24 protein-coding genes and 1 riboswitch are annotated in these 20,809 nt (G+C 55.6%); all 24 genes read right to left on the bottom strand.

The genetic code is table 11. The features are described from left to right. Positions 1–24: 24 nt before the first annotated feature. Positions 25–432: a F0F1 ATP synthase subunit epsilon gene (locus ET33_RS14975; RefSeq protein WP_036682802.1), complete on the bottom strand. Its 408-nt coding sequence runs from the start codon at positions 430–432 to the stop codon at positions 25–27. A gap of 145 nt (positions 433–577) precedes the next feature. After that, the gene (gene atpD / locus ET33_RS14970) at positions 578–1,984 is read right to left on the bottom strand and encodes a F0F1 ATP synthase subunit beta (protein WP_036682801.1); all 1,407 of its coding nucleotides are present in this window, start codon (positions 1,982–1,984) and stop codon (positions 578–580) included. Positions 1,985–2,124: 140 nt separating this feature from the next. Beyond that, the gene (gene atpG, locus ET33_RS14965) at positions 2,125–2,982 is read right to left on the bottom strand and encodes an ATP synthase F1 subunit gamma (protein ID WP_036682800.1); all 858 of its coding nucleotides are present in this window, start codon (positions 2,980–2,982) and stop codon (positions 2,125–2,127) included. 154 nt (positions 2,983–3,136) lie between these two features. Beyond that, positions 3,137–4,651, bottom strand: coding sequence for a F0F1 ATP synthase subunit alpha (gene atpA, locus ET33_RS14960; RefSeq protein ID WP_036682799.1), 1,515 nt, complete (start codon positions 4,649–4,651; stop codon positions 3,137–3,139). Between the two features lie 16 nt (positions 4,652–4,667). Next, complete coding sequence (locus ET33_RS14955) at positions 4,668–5,219, bottom strand: F0F1 ATP synthase subunit delta (RefSeq protein WP_036682798.1); 552 nt, start codon at positions 5,217–5,219, stop codon at positions 4,668–4,670. Next, entirely contained in the window at positions 5,216–5,701 is a 486-nt protein-coding gene (gene atpF, locus ET33_RS14950; RefSeq protein ID WP_036683143.1) for a F0F1 ATP synthase subunit B, read from the bottom strand. The genes ET33_RS14955 and atpF overlap by 4 nt, the downstream gene beginning before the upstream one ends. A gap of 91 nt (positions 5,702–5,792) precedes the next feature. Next, complete coding sequence (gene atpE, locus ET33_RS14945; RefSeq protein ID WP_010500439.1) at positions 5,793–6,008, bottom strand: F0F1 ATP synthase subunit C; 216 nt, start codon at positions 6,006–6,008, stop codon at positions 5,793–5,795. Positions 6,009–6,093: 85 nt separating this feature from the next. Beyond that, complete coding sequence (gene atpB / locus ET33_RS14940) at positions 6,094–6,864, bottom strand: F0F1 ATP synthase subunit A (protein WP_036682797.1); 771 nt, start codon at positions 6,862–6,864, stop codon at positions 6,094–6,096. Between the two features lie 26 nt (positions 6,865–6,890). Next, positions 6,891–7,256: an ATP synthase subunit I gene (locus ET33_RS14935; protein WP_036682796.1), complete on the bottom strand. Its 366-nt coding sequence runs from the start codon at positions 7,254–7,256 to the stop codon at positions 6,891–6,893. Beyond that, positions 7,257–7,493 carry an AtpZ/AtpI family protein gene (locus ET33_RS14930; protein ID WP_036682794.1) on the bottom strand — a complete coding sequence of 79 codons (237 nt, stop codon included), beginning with the start codon at positions 7,491–7,493 and terminating at the stop codon, positions 7,257–7,259. Positions 7,494–7,667: 174 nt separating this feature from the next. After that, entirely contained in the window at positions 7,668–8,810 is a 1,143-nt protein-coding gene (gene wecB, locus ET33_RS14925) for a non-hydrolyzing UDP-N-acetylglucosamine 2-epimerase (protein WP_036682791.1), read from the bottom strand. 28 nt (positions 8,811–8,838) lie between these two features. After that, positions 8,839–9,468 carry a uracil phosphoribosyltransferase gene (upp, locus tag ET33_RS14920; RefSeq protein ID WP_036682788.1) on the bottom strand — a complete coding sequence of 210 codons (630 nt, stop codon included), beginning with the start codon at positions 9,466–9,468 and terminating at the stop codon, positions 8,839–8,841. Between the two features lie 235 nt (positions 9,469–9,703). Beyond that, positions 9,704–10,951 (bottom strand): serine hydroxymethyltransferase, encoded by a 1,248-nt coding sequence (gene glyA / locus ET33_RS14915; RefSeq protein ID WP_036682785.1) that lies wholly within the window; start codon positions 10,949–10,951, stop codon positions 9,704–9,706. A gap of 41 nt (positions 10,952–10,992) precedes the next feature. Beyond that, positions 10,993–11,619, bottom strand: a complete 627-nt coding sequence (locus ET33_RS14910; RefSeq protein ID WP_036682782.1) for a TIGR01440 family protein — start codon at positions 11,617–11,619, stop codon at positions 10,993–10,995. A 34-nt stretch (positions 11,620–11,653) separates the two neighbouring features. After that, on the bottom strand, positions 11,654–12,112 hold the full coding sequence (gene rpiB / locus ET33_RS14905) for a ribose 5-phosphate isomerase B (RefSeq protein ID WP_036682780.1): 459 nt from the start codon (positions 12,110–12,112) through the stop codon (positions 11,654–11,656). A 99-nt stretch (positions 12,113–12,211) separates the two neighbouring features. Continuing rightward, positions 12,212–12,292, bottom strand: a riboswitch (ZMP/ZTP riboswitch). An 81-nt stretch (positions 12,293–12,373) separates the two neighbouring features. Beyond that, the gene (locus ET33_RS14900; RefSeq protein WP_036682778.1) at positions 12,374–12,958 is read right to left on the bottom strand and encodes a low molecular weight protein arginine phosphatase; all 585 of its coding nucleotides are present in this window, start codon (positions 12,956–12,958) and stop codon (positions 12,374–12,376) included. 101 nt (positions 12,959–13,059) lie between these two features. Continuing rightward, positions 13,060–13,623, bottom strand: coding sequence for a manganese efflux pump MntP (locus ET33_RS14895; RefSeq protein ID WP_036682776.1), 564 nt, complete (start codon positions 13,621–13,623; stop codon positions 13,060–13,062). Positions 13,624–13,777: 154 nt separating this feature from the next. Continuing rightward, positions 13,778–14,839 carry an L-threonylcarbamoyladenylate synthase gene (locus ET33_RS14890; protein ID WP_036682774.1) on the bottom strand — a complete coding sequence of 354 codons (1,062 nt, stop codon included), beginning with the start codon at positions 14,837–14,839 and terminating at the stop codon, positions 13,778–13,780. Positions 14,840–14,887: 48 nt separating this feature from the next. After that, on the bottom strand, positions 14,888–15,718 hold the full coding sequence (gene spoIIR / locus ET33_RS14885; RefSeq protein ID WP_036682772.1) for a stage II sporulation protein R: 831 nt from the start codon (positions 15,716–15,718) through the stop codon (positions 14,888–14,890). 136 nt (positions 15,719–15,854) lie between these two features. Beyond that, a complete protein-coding gene (gene prmC / locus ET33_RS14880) occupies positions 15,855–16,778 on the bottom strand; it encodes a peptide chain release factor N(5)-glutamine methyltransferase (RefSeq protein ID WP_036682769.1) in 924 nt (307 codons plus the stop codon). Beyond that, positions 16,771–17,850 (bottom strand): peptide chain release factor 1, encoded by a 1,080-nt coding sequence (gene prfA / locus ET33_RS14875; RefSeq protein ID WP_036683139.1) that lies wholly within the window; start codon positions 17,848–17,850, stop codon positions 16,771–16,773. The genes prmC and prfA overlap by 8 nt, the downstream gene beginning before the upstream one ends. A gap of 172 nt (positions 17,851–18,022) precedes the next feature. Then, the gene (gene ychF / locus ET33_RS14870) at positions 18,023–19,123 is read right to left on the bottom strand and encodes a redox-regulated ATPase YchF (RefSeq protein ID WP_036682764.1); all 1,101 of its coding nucleotides are present in this window, start codon (positions 19,121–19,123) and stop codon (positions 18,023–18,025) included. Positions 19,124–19,289: 166 nt separating this feature from the next. Then, positions 19,290–20,009, bottom strand: a complete 720-nt coding sequence (locus tag ET33_RS14865) for a peptidoglycan recognition protein family protein (protein ID WP_036682761.1) — start codon at positions 20,007–20,009, stop codon at positions 19,290–19,292. A gap of 91 nt (positions 20,010–20,100) precedes the next feature. Next, entirely contained in the window at positions 20,101–20,787 is a 687-nt protein-coding gene (locus tag ET33_RS14860) for a flagellar brake protein (RefSeq protein ID WP_036682758.1), read from the bottom strand. Between the last annotated feature and the right edge of the window lie 22 nt (positions 20,788–20,809).

Raw genomic sequence — 20,809 nt, 5'->3', positions numbered from 1 at the left:
TCCCCCGTCTTTTTGGTTCAACTATTACTTTTTCCCAGAGACGTCAATTCGATTCACTGCACGCTGCAAAGAGAGTTCCGCCCGCTTGAAGTCGATATGGTCTTTTTTAGCTTGAGACAACCGACTTTGCGCCCGTTCTTTCGCTTTCTGTGCACGATCGACATCGATCTGTTCCGGCAGCTCGGCGCTTTCCGCCAGTATAACCACCTTATCCTTGCGCACTTCCATAAAACCGCCGTTCACTGCGATAACCGTGTCTTTCGACCCTTTCAGTTTCACAGTAATCGGAGCGATTCGTAATGGAGTGACCAGCGGAATGTGATTCGGCAGAATTCCAAGCTCCCCTTCAACGCCCTTTACGACAATCATGTTCGCCTGTTCGGCGTACACTTTACGCTCGGGGGTGACGATTTCCAACAGGAATGTGCTCACTTGGATTCCCCTCCTAAGAGTTTGCCTAGGGGCAAACTACTTCGTAAGCATAAGCTGGGCTTTCGTAAGAAAGCCACATCGTAAGCATTAGTCTTGCCGCCGAAGCCCGATTCTTGAATCGGTGCTTCAGCCACGTTCTATTTCATTACAGCGTTTTTGCTTTTTCGATCGCGTCTTCAATCGTACCCACGTTGTGGAACGCAGGCTCCGGAAGGTTGTCGTGCTTGCCTTCGAGGATTTCTTTGAAGCTGCGGACGGTTTCTTTAACCGGTACGTACAAGCCAGGGATCCCGTTGAACGCCTCAGCCACGTGAAGCGGCTGGGACAGGAACAAACGGAGACGGCGAGCGCGGTGTACGACCAATTTGTCCTCGTCGGACAACTCGTCCATACCCAAGATCGCGATAATATCGAGCAGCTCTTTATAGCGCTGAAGAATCCGCTTCACGCCTTGAGCGGTATTGTAGTGCTCTTCGCCGAGAATTTCCGGCGTCAAAATCCGGGAAGACGAAGCGAGCGGGTCTACCGCAGGGAAAATACCGGCGGCAGCGATGCTGCGCTCAAGGTTCGTCGTTGCGTCCAAGTGAGCAAATGCCGTTGCCGGAGCCGGGTCGGTGTAGTCGTCCGCCGGAACGTAGATCGCTTGGATGGAAGTAACGGAACCTTTTTTCGTCGAAGTGATCCGCTCTTGCAGCTGACCCATCTCGGTAGCCAGCGTCGGCTGGTAACCTACCGCGGAAGGCATACGGCCGAGCAATGCGGAAACCTCGGAACCCGCTTGGGTAAAGCGGAAGATGTTGTCGATAAACAGAAGCACGTCGCGGCCTTCTTCGTCACGGAAATATTCCGCCATCGTCAAACCGGACAATGCCACGCGAAGACGCGCACCCGGCGGTTCGTTCATCTGTCCGAAAACCATCGCGGTTTTCGAGATAACGCCGGAGTCTTTCATCTCGTGGTAAAGGTCGTTACCTTCACGCGTTCTTTCGCCTACGCCCGCGAATACGGAGATACCGCCGTGCTCTTGAGCGATGTTGTGGATAAGCTCCTGCATCGTAACGGTTTTACCTACGCCCGCACCGCCGAAGAGACCGATCTTACCGCCCTTCGCATAAGGAGCCATCAAGTCGATAACTTTAATTCCCGTTTCAAGGATTTCCGCCTTCGTCGACAAGTTGTCGAACGCAGGAGCGGCTTTATGAATCGGGCTGACGTTGGTACGGTCGACTTCTGTCGTTCCGTCGATCGGATCGCCAAGCACGTTAAATACGCGGCCCAGCGTAGCCGGTCCTACTGGTACGGAAATCGGAGCTCCGGTATCGACGGCTTCAACACCGCGTACCAAACCGTCCGTGGAAGACATAGCGACACAACGAACCAGGTTGTCGCCGAGGTGTACCGCAGCTTCAACCGTCAGGCTGATGTCGTGCTCGCCTTGTTTTTCGGCTTTCTTTTCAATCTTAATGGCATTCAAAATCTCAGGGAGGTGTCCACGTTCAAACTCAATGTCAACGACCGGCCCTGTGATATTCACAACGCGCCCTTTGCTCATGTTTTCCCTCCTCAAAGTTTTGCCTATGGCAAAACTGTCTTCGTAAGCATTCGCTTAAGTTTTGCCGTAGGCAAAACTGCATCGTAAGCATTTATCCGAGCCTTGCCGGAGGCAAAGCCATTAACATACCCTAATTCGATCTAGGCGTGAGCGTTCGCACCGGCGACGATCTCGGAAATTTCCTGGGTAATTGCAGCCTGACGCGCGCGGTTGTAGGACAACGTCAATTCGTTGATCATCTTCGTCGCGTTCTTCGTCGCGCTGCTCATTGCCGTCATTCTTGCACCGAACTCGCTGGCCTTTCCGTCCAGTACCGCACTGTATATGAGCGTCTCGGCATACTTGGGAAGGAGCACTTCCAATACGCCTTCGGCAGACGGCTCATACTCGTAGGCTGCTGTTGTTTCGACAGATACGTCTTCCATCGGGAGAAGGCGTTTGATGGTCGGGATTTGGGTCATCGCATTTTTAAACTGGTTGTAGACCAAAAATAATTGGTCATACGACCCGTTTTCGAAATTAGCTACCGCCGCAGCGGCAATCGACTTAATATCCGCGAACGTCGGCGAATCGGAAAGCCCGGTGACTTCCTCCAGAAGCGGAACGTTCTGCTTCTTGAAAAAGTCTCTGCCTTTGCGTCCGATCACGAAGATCGAATATTCGGCAGGAGAGTTGTGCTTTTCCCGAATTTCCGCCATCACCTTCCGCAACACGTTCGCGTTGTAACCGCCGGCCAGACCGCGGTCGGACGTGATGACCAAATAACCGGTCTTCTTCACCTCGCGGGTTTCGAGCATCGGGTGCTTCACACCCTTCGTTCCCGCAGCGATGCTGCCGACCACTTCCTTCAGCTTATCCGCGTAAGGACGGGCGGATTCCGCCGCTATTTGGGCTCTTCTAAGCTTGGAAGCCGAAACCATTTCCATGGCTTTGGTTATTTGTTTCATGTTTTGCTTGGATCTGATCGCGCGCTTAATCTCGCGCATCCCTTTTGCCATACCTGCTCACCTCTCTTTCGAGGCTTCTCCGCTTGCTTCCGCAGGCCCTGAACGGCCAGAAGCTTCCGCAAGGAAGAACCTTCATCGAAACGCTTGTTTCAGGCTTATCGTAGAGCACCGGGTTTCTTCACCAGATTCCCGGGTTAATTATATATTATTCGGAAACCGAGAAACTTCTTTTGAACTGTGCGATCGCGTCCGTCAATGCTTTCTCGTTGTCCGCGGTTAAGTCTTTCGTGTCGCGGATGCTTTGGAGAATTTCCGGACGGCTGGAGTCCAAGTATGCCAGGAATTCGAATTCGAAACGAAGCACGTCTTTTACCGGAATATCGTCCAGATGTCCTCTGACAACCGTAAAGAGGGAAGCCACTTGACGGTCCAGACCCATCGGCTGGTTAACGCCTTGCTTCAAAATTTCAAGCGTGCGCTCACCGCGGTTCAAACGGCTTTGCGTCGCTTTATCCAGGTCGGAACCGAACTGTGCGAATGCGGCAAGCTCGCGGTATTGAGCCAAGTCGACGCGGAGCGTGCCGGCAACTTTTTTCATCGCTTTCGTTTGTGCGGAGCCGCCTACCCGGGATACCGAGATACCGACGTTAACCGCCGGACGTTGGCCGGAGTAGAACAAGTCGGACTCCAAGAAGATCTGTCCGTCCGTAATCGAGATTACGTTGGTTGGGATATATGCGGATACGTCGCCTGCTTGCGTTTCGATAAACGGCAGCGCGGTGATCGAACCTCCACCCAGCTCGTCGTTCAATTTTGCAGCGCGCTCCAGCAAACGGGAATGCAGATAGAAGACGTCGCCCGGATAAGCTTCCCGGCCCGGAGGACGGCGAAGCAGCAAGGACAGCTCGCGGTACGCGGCCGCTTGTTTGGACAAGTCGTCATAAACGATCAGGACGTGCTCGCCTTTGTACATGAAGTACTCGCCCATCGCGCAGCCTGCGTAAGGAGCAAGCCACAGCATCGGGGACGGCTCGGAAGCCGAAGCGGTAACCACGATCGTGTATTCGAGCGCACCTGCTTTACGCAGCTGCTCTACTACGCCGACAACCGTGGATTGCTTTTGTCCGATAGCAACGTAAATACATTTTACGCCGTTACCTTTTTGGTTGATGATCGTATCGATCGCGATGGCGGTTTTACCCGTTTGACGGTCGCCGATGATAAGCTCGCGCTGACCGCGGCCGACAGGGATCATCGCGTCGATTGCTTTAATCCCGGTTTGCATCGGTTCATGAACCGATTTACGGGCCATAACGCCCGGAGCCGGAGACTCGATTGCACGGAAATTCGTCGTGTTGATCGGACCTTTGCCGTCAACCGGTTGACCGAGCGGATTCACGACGCGGCCCAGCAGTTCCTCGCCTACGGGAACTTCCATGATGCGGCCAGTACGTTTCACTTGGTCGCCTTCGCGGATGTCGGTGTAAGGTCCCAAAATAACAATACCTACGTTGCTTTCATCAAGGTTAAACGCATGTCCCAATACGCCGTTGGGAAACTCGAGCAGTTCGCCTGCCATGACGTTCTCCAAGCCGTGAGCACGGGCGATACCGTCACCGACCTGAATAACCGTACCTACGTCAACCACTTGAATCTCGGATTTATATTGTTCAATCTGCTGCTTAATCAGCGTGCTGATTTCTTCCGGTCTGATACTCAAATTCCCTCACCCCTATCTACAGTGCTTGAGATTGATTCAACGTTTTGTGCAGACGCTCGAGCTTGCCCGCCAAGCTTCCGTCGTACAGACGGTCGCCGATGCGGACTTGAATGCCGCCGAGCAATCCTTTATCGAGAACCGATTCCACACGGATTTGTTTGCCGGTTAATTTGCCGAACGTTTCGGCTATCGTGCCGAGCTCCGCTTCGCTGAGTTCCACCGGCGTGTATACGGTGGCGCTTGCTTGACCGAGCGCATCGCTGGCGATTTTGCTGTAAGCTTTCGCGAAAGCTTCCAAAGTCTCTTCCCGGCGGCGCTGGATGAGCAGCTTTAGCGTGTTAATAACGACTTCGGATACGTCCGCATCGAAGATTTGCTTGATCAACCCGATCTTTACATCAGCCTCGATGCCCGGATGCTTGATGAGCTTGAACAGGTCCGGATTCTCGTTTAAGACCGCAATGACCTTTCCGAGCTCTTGCTCGAATTGAGCAACCCGGTCGGAATCCCTAGCAACATCGAATAATGCCTTGGCGTACCTTTTGGCTGCGATCAGATCCTGGCTCATCGGTTGCCCCCTACTTCTTTCAAGTAGTGTTCAACCAACTCTTCCTGGGACTTCTCGTCAACTTGCTTCTCGATAATTTTGGAAGCGATCATGACGGACAAAGCGCTGACTTGACCTCGAACGGCCGCAATCGCTTTGTTTTTCTCGCTCTCGATATCCTGAAGCGCTTCGTTTTTCAAACGAGCTGCCTCCGATTTCGCTTGCTCCACGATTTCTTCGCCTTGTTTGCCGCCTAATTTGCGGGCTTGCTCGATAATCTCGTGAGCTTCCTTGCGAACATCCTGCATCGCTTGCTTTTGTTCGGCCAGAAGTTGCTCCGCTTCACGGCGATTTTTGTCCGTAGATTCGATTTGCTCGGCAAGCATGCGCTTGCGCGCTTCCATGATTCCCATCAAAGGTCCGAAAGCGTATTTATTCAATAGCCAATACAGGATCAGAAAGGCTATTATTGCGAATACAAAAGATTCCCAGTGCCAACCCATACCACCCATCTATGCCACTCCTTTCAGTCATTTCAGGCAAAACGAAGGCGTGGATGGCTCTTGCCTTCCGCGCCAAACCGATTTCATTCAATTAAGCACCGAAGAAGATCAGGAATCCGAGTACGACACCGATGATCGGAACAACCTCGACGATACCAACACCGATAAACATGGTCGTTTGCAGTGTACCGCGGAGCTCAGGCTGACGAGCGATACCTTCGACTGTTTTGCTGACGATCAAACCGTTACCGATACCTGCGCCAAGTGCGCCCAAACCGATTGCTAAAGCTGCTGCCAAAAATCCCATTGTTAAAATCCTCCTCAACTGATAACTAATTTTTTTTGTTTGATTTCCTTAAATTCGCAGACCGACACGAAGGCGAGTATCTAAATTAATGCTCCTCATGCACGGTAGCTTGCGAGATATAAACCATGGTAAGAATGGTGAACAAGAACGCCTGAATGCCGCCGACGAAAAGACTGAAGCCTTGCCATGCTGCAAGCAGCGGAGTTCCAAAAATGCCCGCCATAAGAATTGTGGCGATTAGCACCTCACCCGCAAAAATGTTCGCGTACAAACGCAGACCGAGCGTTAGAGGCTTGGAAAGCTCCTTCATCACATTCAGAGGGAAGAAGAACCAAAACGGTTCGAAATAATGCTTCAAATAATGCTTCGTATTCTGCTTAAGTCCCAAATAATGCGTCAGTACGAATACGATGACAGCCAAGCCAAAGGTTACGGAAACGTCGGCCGTCGGCGATTTCCACCAAGCGACCTCGACTCCGTGACCGCCGTGGGCGGTTTTGATCATCTCTTCGGAAACGATCGTATAGCCGAACAGCGATAGCGGTTGGTCATGCGTTGTCACGATACCGAAGGGAAGACCCAACAGGTTGGCTACGAAAATAAACATAATCAAGGTCATACCTAGCGAAACATAAGGCTTCACTCTGTTTAAAGGCATGGTGCTGGCAACGATGCCATGTACGAACTCGACAACCCATTCCAGAAAATTTTGCATTTTGGAAGGATTGGTGACGGACAGGTTTCTTACGGACAACCTGGCCAGAGTGAACACGATGATGCAAGTGATGATAATCGCCAAAAACGTGGAGATATCGATGTTCAATCCACCGAGCTGCCATACCGGAAATTTATGCATTTTAACATTTCCCTCCTTTCCATGCACTACGATTGATTGCTTCTAAAAAATATACCCATCAGGAGTGTTACCAATTGGACAAAGAATAATCCAATAATGGTAAAAACAAGGTTGAATTGCGGCAGCTTCACGGCGATCATCACCGCGATTAGCGCCATGCACATCCTGGAGACCGTTCCCAAATTGACTCGCTTGCCCATGTATTCGTTTGCGTTCCGGGAAACCGATTCAATTTTCATGGCCAAAAGCCAGGCGTTGATCAGGCTAACCGTCAGACCGAGCATCAATCCGCACACGTATGTCCGGTAAGCCGGCAAGAAGGCCCATACCAGCAGCAGAGCAGACAAAAAATACAGCGTAACACGAACAACAGACTTTAACTGGTTCTTCATTTATTCCCGTTTGTCCTCCAGAAACCGTTTTAGTACCAGTATGACCGTAAAGATACCGATTGCAAAACCAATCAATACCCCGACGACCAACCAAGTCTTTGTACCGCCACCCCAATGTTTGTCGGCCAAGCTCCCTATGAAATACCCAACCGTTGTGCATACGACAATGTCGATACCCAAAGCGCTGACCAGTGCGGCCGCGCGCCAAGGCTGATTGTACGGATCCTTTTCATTCATGGAATGCCACCCTACAATCCTAGTATATTTTATCGAAGCAAAGTCAATTTTGTCAATTGTGCAACTTGGCAAAATTTCTATGACAAAACTCACAAAAACGTTGATATATCAAGGTTTTTTTGGCCCTCAAACCAAACAGTGCAACTGTACGCTGTAGCGTTTGTCAATATATTGTCACGGTTGGAACGGTTCCGGCCTGTCCGGCGTATGTCCAAAATGGTAAAGGATGGCCTGAACGATCCGTTCGGACGCCTTTCCGTCACCGTATGGATTGGCTGAGCGGCTCATTTTCTCATACAGCGCCTCATCGCTGAGCAGCGTTTTTGCCCGCTCATACACATGCTGCTCGTCCGTCCCCACCAGCTCGAGCGTCCCGGCGTCAATGCCTTCCGGCCGCTCGGTCGTTTCGCGCAGCACGAGCACCGGCACGCCGAACGAAGGAGCTTCCTCCTGCATCCCGCCCGAATCGGTCAGAATCAGATGCGCGTGCCGATAAAAATTGTGGAATTCCAGCACGTCGAACGGCTCGACCAGTTTGATCCGGTCGTGCCCACCGAGCATCTCGTGTGCAGGTTCCTTAACGGCCGGACTCGGATGCACCGGATACACGATGACAATATCTTCAAACTCGTCAACCAGCCTGCGCACGGCGCGGAAAATTTGCCGATGCGGTTCGCCCTGCGACTCCCGGCGGTGAGCGGTCATCAGCACGAGGCGCTTGCCCTTGGCCCAGTCCAACACCGGATGGGTGAACTGCTCCTGTACCGTATATTGAAACACATCCGTCACGCTGTTGCCAGTGACATAGATCGCGTTCTCGGGCTTATTTTCTTTGCGCAGGTTGCCGGCAGACCAATTCGTCGGCGCAAAATGCATGTCGGCCAGCACACCCGTAAGCTGGCGGTTCATCTCTTCCGGATACGGCGAAAGCTTGTTCCATGTGCGCAATCCGGCTTCCACGTGCCCCACTTGAATCTGCTGCAAGAAAGCCGCATAGCTAGCTAGGAACGTCGTCAGCGTATCGCCGTGAACGAGAATGATGTCCGGCTTCTCTTCCTTGAACACGGGATCGAGTCCCTGCAGCACGCGAATGGTGATTTCGTTCAGCGTCTGGCGGTCCTTCATGACGTCCAGATCGTAATCGGGCTTGATTTTGAAAATTTCGAGCACTTGATCAAGCATCTGGCGATGCTGCGCCGTCACGCATACGAGCGACTCGATCTGCTCCGGGTGCTTCTCCAGCTCTTTCACTAGCGGAGCCATCTTGATCGCTTCCGGTCTTGTCCCGAAAATCGTAATGACTTTAGTTTTTTTCATGCTTTGCGGTTTCCCCTTCCCGAAGACTTTATTTCGTTCCGAATAACCGATCGCCCGCGTCTCCGAGCCCCGGCACGATATAGCCGTGGTCGTCCAAATAATCGTCGATGGCCGCTACGTAAATATCGACGTCCGGATGGGCCTGCTGTACGGCTTGTACACCTTCGGGAGCGGCGATCAGACACATCAGCTTGATCTGGGTGCAGCTGCGCTTCTTGAGCGCCTCAATCGCCGCATTCGCCGAGCCTCCCGTGGCCAGCATCGGATCGATCACGATCAGCTCGCGCTCCGTAACGTCCGTCGGTAGCTTGGCGTAGTATTCAACCGGTTCCAGCGTTTCCGGGTCCCGGTACAATCCGATGTGACCCACTTTAGCCGCCGGGACGAGCTTCAGAACGCCGTCCACCATGCCGAGCCCCGCTCTCAGAATCGGAATAAGCCCGAGCATCCGCCCGGAAATTACCCGGCCTTCCGCCGTCGTGACGGGCGTGCGCACCTCCACCTTCTCCAGCGGAATATCTCTTGTGATTTCATAGGCCATCAGCGTGGCCACCTCGTCGACAAGCTCGCGAAAATCTTTCGTTGTCGTATTTTCGTCCCGTATGTACGTTAACTTATGTTGGATCAGCGGATGATCGCAAACAAATACTTTTCCCATGCCTTGCTCCCCCTACTAACGCTATGAAGCCAAACCTCGTCTATTATACCACAACTATAAGAAGTAATCCCAAATCGCGTGAAAAATATGCAGCTTCGACAAAAATGATCCACGTGGAACAAATAAAATCGGCACGCGGTAAGGGCAGCAGGCCTGTTGTTAGCCCGGCTCCGAGCACAACACAAAAGAACCGGTCCCTTCGAAAGGAAGGACCGATTCTTTTGCCAAAAGCGAATTAGTATTGAAGCCCCGAATAAAGCGGGAACTGTGCCGTCAAGTCTTTGACCATCCCGCGCACCTTGTCATGGACCGCCGCGTCGGACGGATTTTTCAGGGTAAGAGCGATGATCTTCGCGATCGTTTTCATCGCTTCTTCGTTCATGCCGCGGGACGTTGCCGCCGGTGTGCCCAGACGGATGCCGCTTGTCACGAACGGGCTGGTCGGATCGTACGGGATCGCGTTTTTGTTGACGGTGACGCCGATTTCATCGAGCAGATGCTCGGCTTCTTTACCGGTAATGTTCAAGCTGCGCAGGTCGATGAGCATCAAGTGGTTGTCCGTACCGCCGGACACGATGTTGATGCCTTCGGCCGACAAAGCTTCGGCCAATGCTTTGGCGTTGTTGATGACGTTTTGCGCGTACGTCTTGAACTCCGGCTGGAGCGCTTCGCCGAACGCTACGGCTTTCGCTGCGATGATGTGCATCAGCGGACCGCCTTGCGTGCCCGGGAAGACCGCTTTATCGATCGCCGCCGCCCAAGGCTTGCGGCACAAAATCAACCCGCCGCGCGGACCACGAAGCGTTTTGTGCGTCGTTGTCGTGACGAAGTGCGCATACGGTACCGGATTCGGATGCAGACCGGCTGCGACCAGACCTGCGATATGCGCCATGTCCACCATGAAGAGCGCGCCGACGTCTTCGGCGATTTTGCCGAGCGCTTCAAAGTCGATCGTACGCGAGTACGCGCTTGCGCCGGCTACGATCAGGCGAGGTCTATGCTTGAACGCCGCTTTGCGGACATCGTCGTAATCGATGCGGGCATCTTTCTCGGATACGCCGTACTCGACGAAATTGTACAGAATGCCGGACGCATTCACCGGGCTGCCGTGCGTCAAGTGACCGCCGTGGGACAAGTTCATGCCGAGAATCGTATCGCCAGGCTTCACCGCCGCAAGATAGACGGCCAGGTTCGCTTGCGCACCGGAGTGCGGCTGTACATTCGCATGCTCGGCGCCGAACAATTCTTTCGCGCGGTCGCGGGCGATATCCTCTACGATATCGACGTATTCGCAGCCGCCATAGTAGCGTTTGTGCGGATAGCCTTCGGCGTATTTGTTGGTCAGCACCGTACCCATCGCTTCAAGCACGGCTTGGCTGACAAAGTTTTCGGAAGCGATCAGCTCGATTTTGTCGCGTTGACGGCCGAGCTCCAAGTTCATCGCCTCAACGATTTTCGGGTCCTGTTTGCGCAATTGTTCCATAATGAATAAGTCCTCCTCATAGTTAAAATAATTTATGGTTATTATGACTGTTCATCGCAGCTTTCTTCTCCACGAGGCGGCTCTGCCGTATAAACGGCGCGGGCTCCGCCGATCAGCTTCGGACGGGTAACCGCCATCAGCACGGGCGCCTCGCCGATCTGCCGGATCGACGGCCGGACCGGTACGGCTACGCGCTTCAAGTGCATCCCGATCAACGTGCCTCCGATATCGATGCCGGCATGTGCCGCCACGGTCTCTACGACGACGGCGTCAGCCAGCTTCCGGTAGGCATAAGAGGCCATGGAGCCGCCGGCTTTCGGTACCGGGATGACGCTTACCTGCTCCAAGCCGTACCGCCGCATCGCTTCCCGCTCCATCACAAGCGCCCGGTTCAAATGCTCGCAGCATTGATACACCGGAAAGAAACCGGTTTCTACCCTCACGGCTTCCACCGCTTCATAGATCTCCCTGGCGACCGCTTCGCTGCCCCCGGTGCCGATATGGCGGCCAAGCACTTCGCTCGTGCTCGTCCCGATCACGATGAGCTGGCCCGGCTCGATTTTCCCGGCCTGAACGAGCTCCCGGACGATCGTTTCGACTTGCGTACGAACGGCGGAGACTAGCGAATCCGCTTTCTTCCCGTTGTTAACGTTCGGCTGTTCGGTCATCGATTGCACCCTCTTTTCCTGCCGTGCGGCAAATTTAAGGATGTACGGCGTACTTGTCTTCGAGCGCCTTGACCTTGTTCACCCGATTCCGGTGGCGTTCGCCTTCCGAAAATTCGGTTTCGAGCCAGATCTTAACGATTTCCTGCGCAACCCCCGGGCCGATGACCCGCTCGCCCAACGCGAGCACGTTCGAATCGTTGTGCTCCCGCGTCGCTTTGGCGGAAAACAAATCGTGCACGAGCGCGCAGCGGATACCCGGCACTTTGTTGGCCGCGATGGTCATGCCGATGCCTGTCCCGCAGATGAGAATGCCTTTGTCCGCATCACCCGTCGCCACTTTCTCGCACACAGCCAGCGCATAATCCGGATAATCGACGGAATCGGCGCCACTGCAGCCATAATCTTGAACCTCGTGTCCCAATGATTCGATCAAAGGCTTCAGCTCGTCCTTCAGCCGGTACCCCGCATGATCCGCACCCATTGCAATTTTCATTTTCGTGAATTCGCCTCCTCGCTAATGTCGATTTCATTATAACCTAAAACCGCGACAAAAACGAAAAAAGAGCATGACGCATGCGTGTCCGCTTGCGATGCTCTTTGCCCAGGCGACCGGCCGTATGTCCCGATGCTCCACTGTGGTTGCCCCCACTCGTCGCCAGTTACACCGGGATTCCTTCATGTATACGTCCATCATATCCGATTCTGCATCCGGTGTAAAGCCTATCTTACCGCTTGCGCGGTAACGCAAGAAGCTTCAATTAGCTTCTTTCAGCTTAGCCGCGAGTTTAATTAGACAGGCGTGAATTTCGACTGCACAGCTCTCGTACTGCTGCAGCGAGCCGCCGAACGGATCGGCGATGTCCGGAGTGGGCAGTTCCCTCTGCAACATTACAATACGGGACCGCTCTTCGTCCGTCACCGGCTTCGCCAACGCTTGTTTCAGCTGGATATCGGTCATCAGTCTTTCGACTTCGGCGATTTTCGCCGCGGCTGCCGAATCGGCTTCTACGTATTCCCTCAAGGTATGAATCTTATCCACGGCGTCCGGAAACCGTTGAATCGTATATCTTTTGTGCGCGGAGGTCATCGTCAGGATCAAATCCGCCCACTCGACCGTCAATTGCGAAAGAGCAGAGGAACGCTGAGGCCCTGTGCCGCCGTTTGATTTTAACACGGTCGCTGCGTGCTCGGAGATCGGAGTCCCGTCATGGGCGGCTACCCCGGCGGATCGCACCTCGATCCCCGCCAGCCCCTCGTCCGCCAGTATTTTTCGCATCAATCCTTCCGCCATCGGACTGCGGCAAGTATTGCCGGTACAAACGAACAAGATCCGGTTCATCGCTTTCTCCCCTCTTTCATATCTAAAATGGTTCTCCCCTATATATTACCTCAAAACCATCGGATTTACCTCTAAATCGCCCTAGGGAAGATGCGGATCGGTCACAACAAAAATCGAATGCCGAACGCAAGCAGGATGACGCCGCCCAGCGCTTCGCCATACTCTCCGACCCATTCACCAACCCTTCGGCCGAGCACCAGCCCGACGACCGACATGAGTCCGCCTGCCGCGCCGAACATGAGAACGGTCATGAGGACATCCCCTGCGAACATGCCGAGCGAAACGCCAACCGAGAACGAATCGATACTGACGCTTAGCGAAAACAGCATGAGACCCCAAAAAGATCGGTGATCGTACGTCGGGGACGCTTCCGCACGTAAGGAGCTGTAAACCATATGCGCTCCGAGCAGCAGCAACAGGACGCCTCCGCAGATCGTGGCGACTTTGCCGATCAGCGCGCTGATATAGCCGCCCGTCCACATTCCCGCCAGCGGCATCAAGATATGGAACAGGGCGGTTACGATGCTAATTTTGGCAATATCGAGCTTGCGGATGCCCCTCATGCCGATCCCGAGCCCCAGTGACAACGCATCCAACCCAAGGGCCAGCGCCATAAGCCCGATGGAAATGAATTGTCCCCATAGCAGCGGCGATGCTAGATCCATGCTTCCCCTACCCCCTGTCCTCTTCTTAACCAACATATGCGGACAAGAGGGTAATCATGAATGCCATAATATGCCATGAGCGGAGGAATGCGTAGAAGGTGAGCGAATCTCTTTGTAGGGTACACGGGCCAGAAGAACTAAGCTGGAGAAATGATTACACCGTTAAAATGCGGCCCCCGGCAGCTTTGCGCAGCCGGTTCATAATGGCGGCCCCGAGGCCTTCTTCGGGGCAAGCTTCGGCCGCGATGAAGCCGATCCCGGCTTCGTCGAACTCGCGCAGTGCCGCGTATAGCCCATGGGCGACCGTTTCCAGGGCGTCCATGCGGCCGCACGGCACGACATAGTCCGCGCGGAAGCGGTCCGCGTGCTCCGCGTAGGTCAATACGCCGGTGCGCTCGCCCCGCGCACGGGCTTCGTCCAGCTCGCGCTGCATGCAGGCATGCACCAGCTCGTCCGATTCGCCCTGCACAAGCACCATCGTCCCCCGTGGCGCGTAATGCGCATATTTCATACCCGGTGCGCGCGGAGCGTCGGGCTCGCGGTGCTCCGCCTGCGGCTCGATCACGGGAATGCCCGGCAGCGCTTCGCGAAGCTGACCCGCCGTCACCCCACCGGGCCGCAAAATATAAAGCGCATCGCCCGCAAATTCCACCACGGTCGACTCCAGGCCGACCCCGGCCTCTCCTCCGTCGACGATTCCCGCAATGCGGCCCGCAAGATCGCCCAACACGTGCGCGGCGGTTGTCGGGCTCGGCCGGCCGGAACGGTTCGCGCTCGGAGCGGCGATCGGACAGCCGGAGGCTGCGATCAGCGCGAGCGCGACAGGATGGCCCGGCATGCGCAGCCCGACCGTGGAAAGTCCCGCCGTGACGAGCGGGGACAGTGCGCCCGACTTTACCGGCAGCACGACGGTCAGTGGTCCTGGCCAGAAGGCGTCCAGTAAACGCAAAACGGCCTCCTCCGGCGGAGCGACGAGCTCCTCCAGCTGAGACCTGTCCGCGATATGAACGATCAGCGGGTTATCCGACGGCCTGCCCTTGGCTGCGAAAATGTCCGCAACGGCCTCCGTGTTCCGGGCGTCCGCCCCGAGGCCATACACCGTCTCGGTCGGAAACGCGACCGTTTGTCCGTCCCGCAGCAGCGCGGCCGCTTCAATTAATGCTTCTCTAGAAGGGGCTTCCGCGCTCACTTTCCACACCTTTGTTTCCGTCGTCATGTTCGTTATCTTCCTTTCCTGACAGACCGGCCCGGACGGGCCGCCGCATCAGGCAAACCACGAGCCGACTTTGTTCATGAGGTCCCATAAGAGGAAGCGCACTTCCGGCTGCGGGGCTTCCGCCGGGGCCTCGGGTTGAGCTTTCGATGGAACGGAAACTTTGTCGCTGTCCGCCGCTTTTCCGTTCCGGACCTTGGCGTCGCCTCCGGCGTTTCCGCTTTTACTCTCCGGCTTACTTTTCTTTCCGGTTTCGGCAGCACCCTGTTTCGAAGCCGGAGCATGTTCGCTTTGCGCCGATCCGCCATTTTCCGCAGACTCTTCCGCGGCGGCAGCATACGCCGTGTTGTTCTTTTTCACGACACCTGTGTCTGCAAAGCATAGAGGCGGGAACAGCACGCACCACCAGTTCTGCCCTTCGGCGGCGCCGATGGCGATGCGCAGCGCTTCGTAATCTCCTGCGGGATACACTTCGTTGTTATATACTTTAACCGGGAACGGGACCATGCCCAGTTCCACACGATACGTATAGTCAAAGCCGTTCTTGCGCAGCGTTTCGCCGACAAGCTTATCGAGCTCGGGCAGATGACTACGCAAGGTTCGGCGGGCCGCTTCGATGCCTTGAGGCTCGGTCACCCAGCTTTTCATCTGCTCCATGACGGCGTCACGCACCTCGCGCTTTACCCATTGATCGGCCGGAGCGTCGGAGTTGGCCAGAATGCGCAGACGGATCGCTTCCTTCGGAATCGAGCTTCCCGTTTCCATTTCGCGTTCCGCCGTAGCCAGCATCGCATTGGAACGGTTCGTTTCCCAGCAGGCCAGCATCACCATAAGCGCAAATGCCAAGTACGCATATCGTTTCCACGCAAACCGTTTGACCATCTCCGAACAGCCCCTCTCGAACTCTAGCATTTCTAGTTGTCAGTATGCTCGGGTTTGAGAGAGTTTATACTCGGGCGAAAAATAAAGTTCTGCATGCTGTGCTTGTAAGGCGGGTGCAGGCCTAACCTGCCTGTCTTCAAGCGTGATTCTTGCTTCGATAAGCGATCACATGCCGGTCGATCCCGGCCAAATCCGGTACAATCTGCACCTCGTCCCAATCGGCCGCCCGCTCCAATAAACGGCGCACCTCGTCCGCCTGCCCTTGGCCGACCTCGAAGCCGACCAGCGCGGGCATCGCCGGCAGCTCGCCCAGCTGCGCCGTCAGGCGGCGGTACGGCTCCAGCCCGTCAGCTCCGCCGTACAATGCCGTCCGCGGCTCGAACAGCCGCACCTCGGGCTGCAGCCCCGCCTCATCCGCCTCCGGAATGTACGGCGGATTAGATACCACCAGATCGAGCCGCTCGCCGCGCTCGATCCATGGGCCGAGCAGGTCCCCTTCCACGAAGGCGACCCGCTCGGCTACCCCGTTGCGCTCGGCGTTCGCTCGCGCCACCGCCAGCGCGTCCGGCGCGATGTCCGACGCCGTCACGCGCCATGAAGGGCACTGCACCGCGAGGCTCACCGCGATCGCGCCGCTGCCTGTGCCGACGTCTGCGACCGTCGGCGAAGCCCCAACCCCGGCGCCCGGCCCGCCCGCGGCCCCGCCGAAGAGCTGCTGCCCGAGCCGGACCACCTGCTCGACCAGCAGCTCCGTCTCCGGCCGCGGGATGAGCACCGCCGGCGTCACCGTAAAGGGGAGCCCGTAGAACTCCTGCTCCCCGATGATATACTGCACCGGCTCGCCGCTCGCCTTACGCTCGAGCAGCCGCTGCCAGTCCACCTCCCGCTCTCGCGGGAACGGCTCCGGCCAGCGCAGCAGAAGCCCGCTGCGGCTCTCGCCCAGCAGGTGCTCCAGCAGCCGGCCGGCGTTGGCCTCCGGCTCCCGCACCCCGCGCTGCCGCAAAAAAGAAGAAGCCTCGGCATAGGCTTCACGTATCGTTATCCGCCGTTCGTTACGCACCGGCGTATTCTCCTTTTTCCATCTGCTCGGTTTGAGAGGCGATCGTCAGCGCTGAAACGATCTCGTCCATATCGCCGTTCAGCACAGCATCCAACCGGTGCAGCGTCAGGCCGATGCGGTGATCGGTCACCCGGCTTTGCGGGAAGTTGTACGTGCGAATCCGCTCTGAGCGGTCGCCTGTACCGACCTTGCTCTTCCGTTCGGCGCCATACTTCTCCATCTCTTCCTGCTGCATCTTGTCGTAAATGCGCGCACGCAGCACCTGCAGCGCCTTCTCTTTGTTCGAGTTCTGCGACTTGCCGTCCTGACAGGTCGCCACGATCCCGGTAGGGATGTGCGTTACCCGAACGGCCGATTTCGTCGTATTGACGGACTGTCCGCCTGCACCGCTCGAACAAAACGTGTCGACACGGATGTCCGAATCATTGATTTCGATGTCAAAATCTTCCATCTCTGGCATAACCGCAACGGTCGACGTCGACGTATGAATGCGCCCGCCCGACTCCGTCGTCGGAATGCGCTGCACGCGGTGCGCCCCGCTCTCGAACTTCAGCTTGCTGTAAGCACCCTTGCCGTTCACCATGAAAATAATCTCTTTGAAGCCGCCGAGATCGTTCATGTTGATGTCCATCACTTCCGTACGCCAGCCCTGCGCATCAGCAAACTTGGAGTACATCCGGTACAGGTCGGCCGCAAACAGAGCCGCCTCGTCCCCGCCGGCCGCGCCGCGGATTTCCACGATGACGTTCTTGTCGTCGTTCGGGTCCTTCGGCATCATGAGAACCTTAATGCGCTCCTCAAGCTCCGTTTTGCGCTCCGACAGCTCGTCAAGCTCCATTTTAACGAGCTCCTTCATTTCGTCGTCAAGCTTTTCGTTCTGCATCGCCCGCGCCGCTTCGTATTGCTCGGAGACGCTTTTATACTCCATATAAGCGTCATACGTCTCTTGCAGATCGGACTGCTCTTTAGAATATTCCCGCAGCTTTTTCGCGTCCCCCGCAACATCCGGGTCGCACAGCAGCTCACTCAACTTTTCATAACGGTCGGCCAATGCTTGAAGCCGGTCCAGCATCGTCATTCACCCTTTCTTTTGTTCCGTTTTTCGTAAGTTTGCCCGTTCCGGTTCCTTTGCGGCTCCCGTGGAGCCCACAGCCGTCTCCCGACTGCTGCCCCTCTCTCCGTTTCACCGCGAATCGCGCGGCCGAAGCAAGAGACGGTCCCCCAAGTCCCTCAGCCCAGCCTCGCTATACGTTGAAACGGAAGTGCATGACGTCGCCGTCCTGAACGACATATTCTTTGCCTTCCAGACGCAGCTGTCCTTTTTCCTTCGCCGCATTCATCGAGCCGGACCCAACCAAATCTTCGTAGCCAACGACTTCCGCCCGGATAAACCCGCGCTCGAAGTCCGTATGAATCACCGCCGCCGCTTGCGGGGCTTTCGTACCCATGCGGATCGTCCATGCGCGCACTTCCTGTACGCCGGCCGTAAAATACGTGTACAAGCCAAGCAGCTTGTAAGCCGCTTTAATCAGCCGGTTCAAGCCGGATTCCTGCAGCCCCAGCTCCTCAAGGAACATCGCCTTGTCTTCGCCTTCCAGCTCCGCGATCTCCGATTCGACCTTCGCGCTGATCGGTACAACTTCCGCGCCTTCCTGCGCCGCGTATTCGCGCACCTTCTGCACGTACGGATTGCCCTCGGCGTCAGCAACTTCCGATTCGCTCACGTTGGCCGCGTACAGCACCGGCTTCATCGTCAGCAGATGCAAATCGCGGATCAGCAGCTTCTCTTCATCGCTGAGTTCCACGCTGCGCGCCGGTTTATCGTTATAGAGCGCTTCTTTGATCCGTTCGAGCGTTTCGACCTCTTGCGCGTATTTTTTGTCGCCGCCCTTCATGTTTTTGCGGGAGCGATCAATGCGCTTATCGACGGAATCCACGTCCGCCAAAATCAGTTCGAGGTTAATCGTCTCGATGTCGCTGATCGGATCGACCGTGCCGGAAACGTGCGTGATGTTCTCATCCTGGAAGCAGCGCACGACGTGTACGATCGCATCCACCTCGCGGATGTGTGCCAAAAATTTATTGCCCAGTCCTTCGCCTTTGCTGGCGCCTTTGACCAGGCCCGCAATATCGACGAATTCGAATGCCGTCGGGACGATGCGGTTCGGATTCACGATCTCGGCCAACCGGTCAAGACGCTCGTCCGGCACCTCGACGACACCGACGTTCGGATCTATAGTACAAAACGGGTAGTTCGCCGACTCCGCTCCGGCTTGCGTAATCGCGTTAAACAACGTAGATTTGCCAACGTTCGGCAGTCCGACGATCCCTGCTTTCAATGCCATGAAAAGGACAACTCCTTCAGTGTATTTCTAAGCAAATTCCTAACTTAAAATTATACTACAAAACCGGCCTTTGTGTCACCTCATGCCCGCACAGCAAAAAATACCGGCTTCGCGTTCCGCAAGGCCGGCTCTATTCGTACACTCGCTCCGTTCTCTCGTTTGCAGCCTACTCTTCCGGTTGGCCGGAAGCCTTTCTAAGCTCGTTCGCCAGCCGGTGAAATTCCGCCTGGCCTTCCGTATCATCAATCGCCAAATACGCCGCAGACAAAAAACGGATCAAGTTATTCGCATCCTCCACGCTAAGAAGAGCATCCGGCGGGTCCGGCGTAACGCTGGAAGCATACTCGTCCGCCACGTCCTGCAGAAAATCGTCAAACGTCTTGCCAAGCAGTCTTAGCGGCTCCTTGGGGTCCGTGCGCCGTGTCGGATCAAGCATGTAGTGGCCGGCAATATCCGTCTCCGGGTTCAAGCCATATCGGTAGCAGGCATACGCCAATACCCAAACGTATCGTTTATACGCTTCTGCCAGATTGATACTTCCGCCGTAACAAAGCTCGACCGCACCGGCTGCATCGTTGGCATCCGCACCGTAACGGTCGTTGTCCGTCGTTACGTTATACACAACGTGATACGCCTTCTCCGGAGCCCCCGTCAAAAACGGGATGCACTCGATAATCTCCCGGTCGTCCACAAATAAATGCGCCGAAGCCGACATGTCGTTTCGGGTCCGTTCGTAATACGCTACGTTGGATACAGCCGTCGCACCGGGATTACCCGTATCGTGCGCCACCATGAAGCGGCACGGGTCCAGAGCAAGAACCGGGCGGCGTTGGCTCGGCCCCGTCAAATACCGGGAAACGATCTCGTATTTCATCGTAAACGCCATGCTGTTCACCACCTCGAAGCTTTTATCTTTAAGATATGCTTCAAGTTGCCAACCAGTCCGGCGCGTTTGCCGATGAAGGCTGCGCCTTTTTTTACTCTTCCCGCTTCAGCGCAAAATGCGTCTCCACCTGTTTTTTCAGGATAAATGCGCGCAGCGAATTGGCCTTATCTGCGGCCAGCTCGTCGAAATGGGCCCCGTAATAGCAGCCGAACTCCACCGGCTCCGTCCGTATAATTTCCGCACGGCAGTGCATAGAGAAGCCAAGGTCGAGATGCAGCTGCACCAGCGCGTCCCGGTCCAGCTCGACGGGCTCTTCTATGATGAAACCGATCCCGCTGAGACTGATGTTTTTAACGGTAAGCGGAATCTGCCCCTCCGGCACCTGCCAGGAACCGTCCTCGTTGCGGTACGATACGAGAGCGCCCTTTTGATTCACCTCGACCCGGGGATGTTCGCGCTTTTCCGCGAATCGGCTTAGATGCTGGGGCGGAATGATGACCATAACCGCGCCCTGATCCTTGGCAACGACCGTCGACTCGAACGGGTAAAAGCCGCCTGGCGAATAAATCGTCAGCTTGACCGCATCGCCCAGTTCGAACGCTTTGTACTCCGACATTTCGATTTCGAGAATATCCCCTTCGACGTACGTCAAGATCCCGGTGGACACGAATTTCTCCTTCTCCACTACGATTCGGCTGTTCATCATAACCGTGCCGGAGCTGCGGTATTTTTCTTTGGAATTGTCAAAATGCTTGCGGGAAACAGCCGGTGTGTTCATCCGCTACGTCACCATCCTTGGT

Origin of the sequence: Paenibacillus tyrphae, assembly GCF_000722545.1 — a bacterium.
GTDB classification, from domain to species: domain Bacteria; phylum Bacillota; class Bacilli; order Paenibacillales; family NBRC-103111; genus Paenibacillus_G; species Paenibacillus_G tyrfis.
Note: the sequence above shows the minus strand (reverse complement) of the source record. Positions and strands in the feature narration are given on the sequence as shown.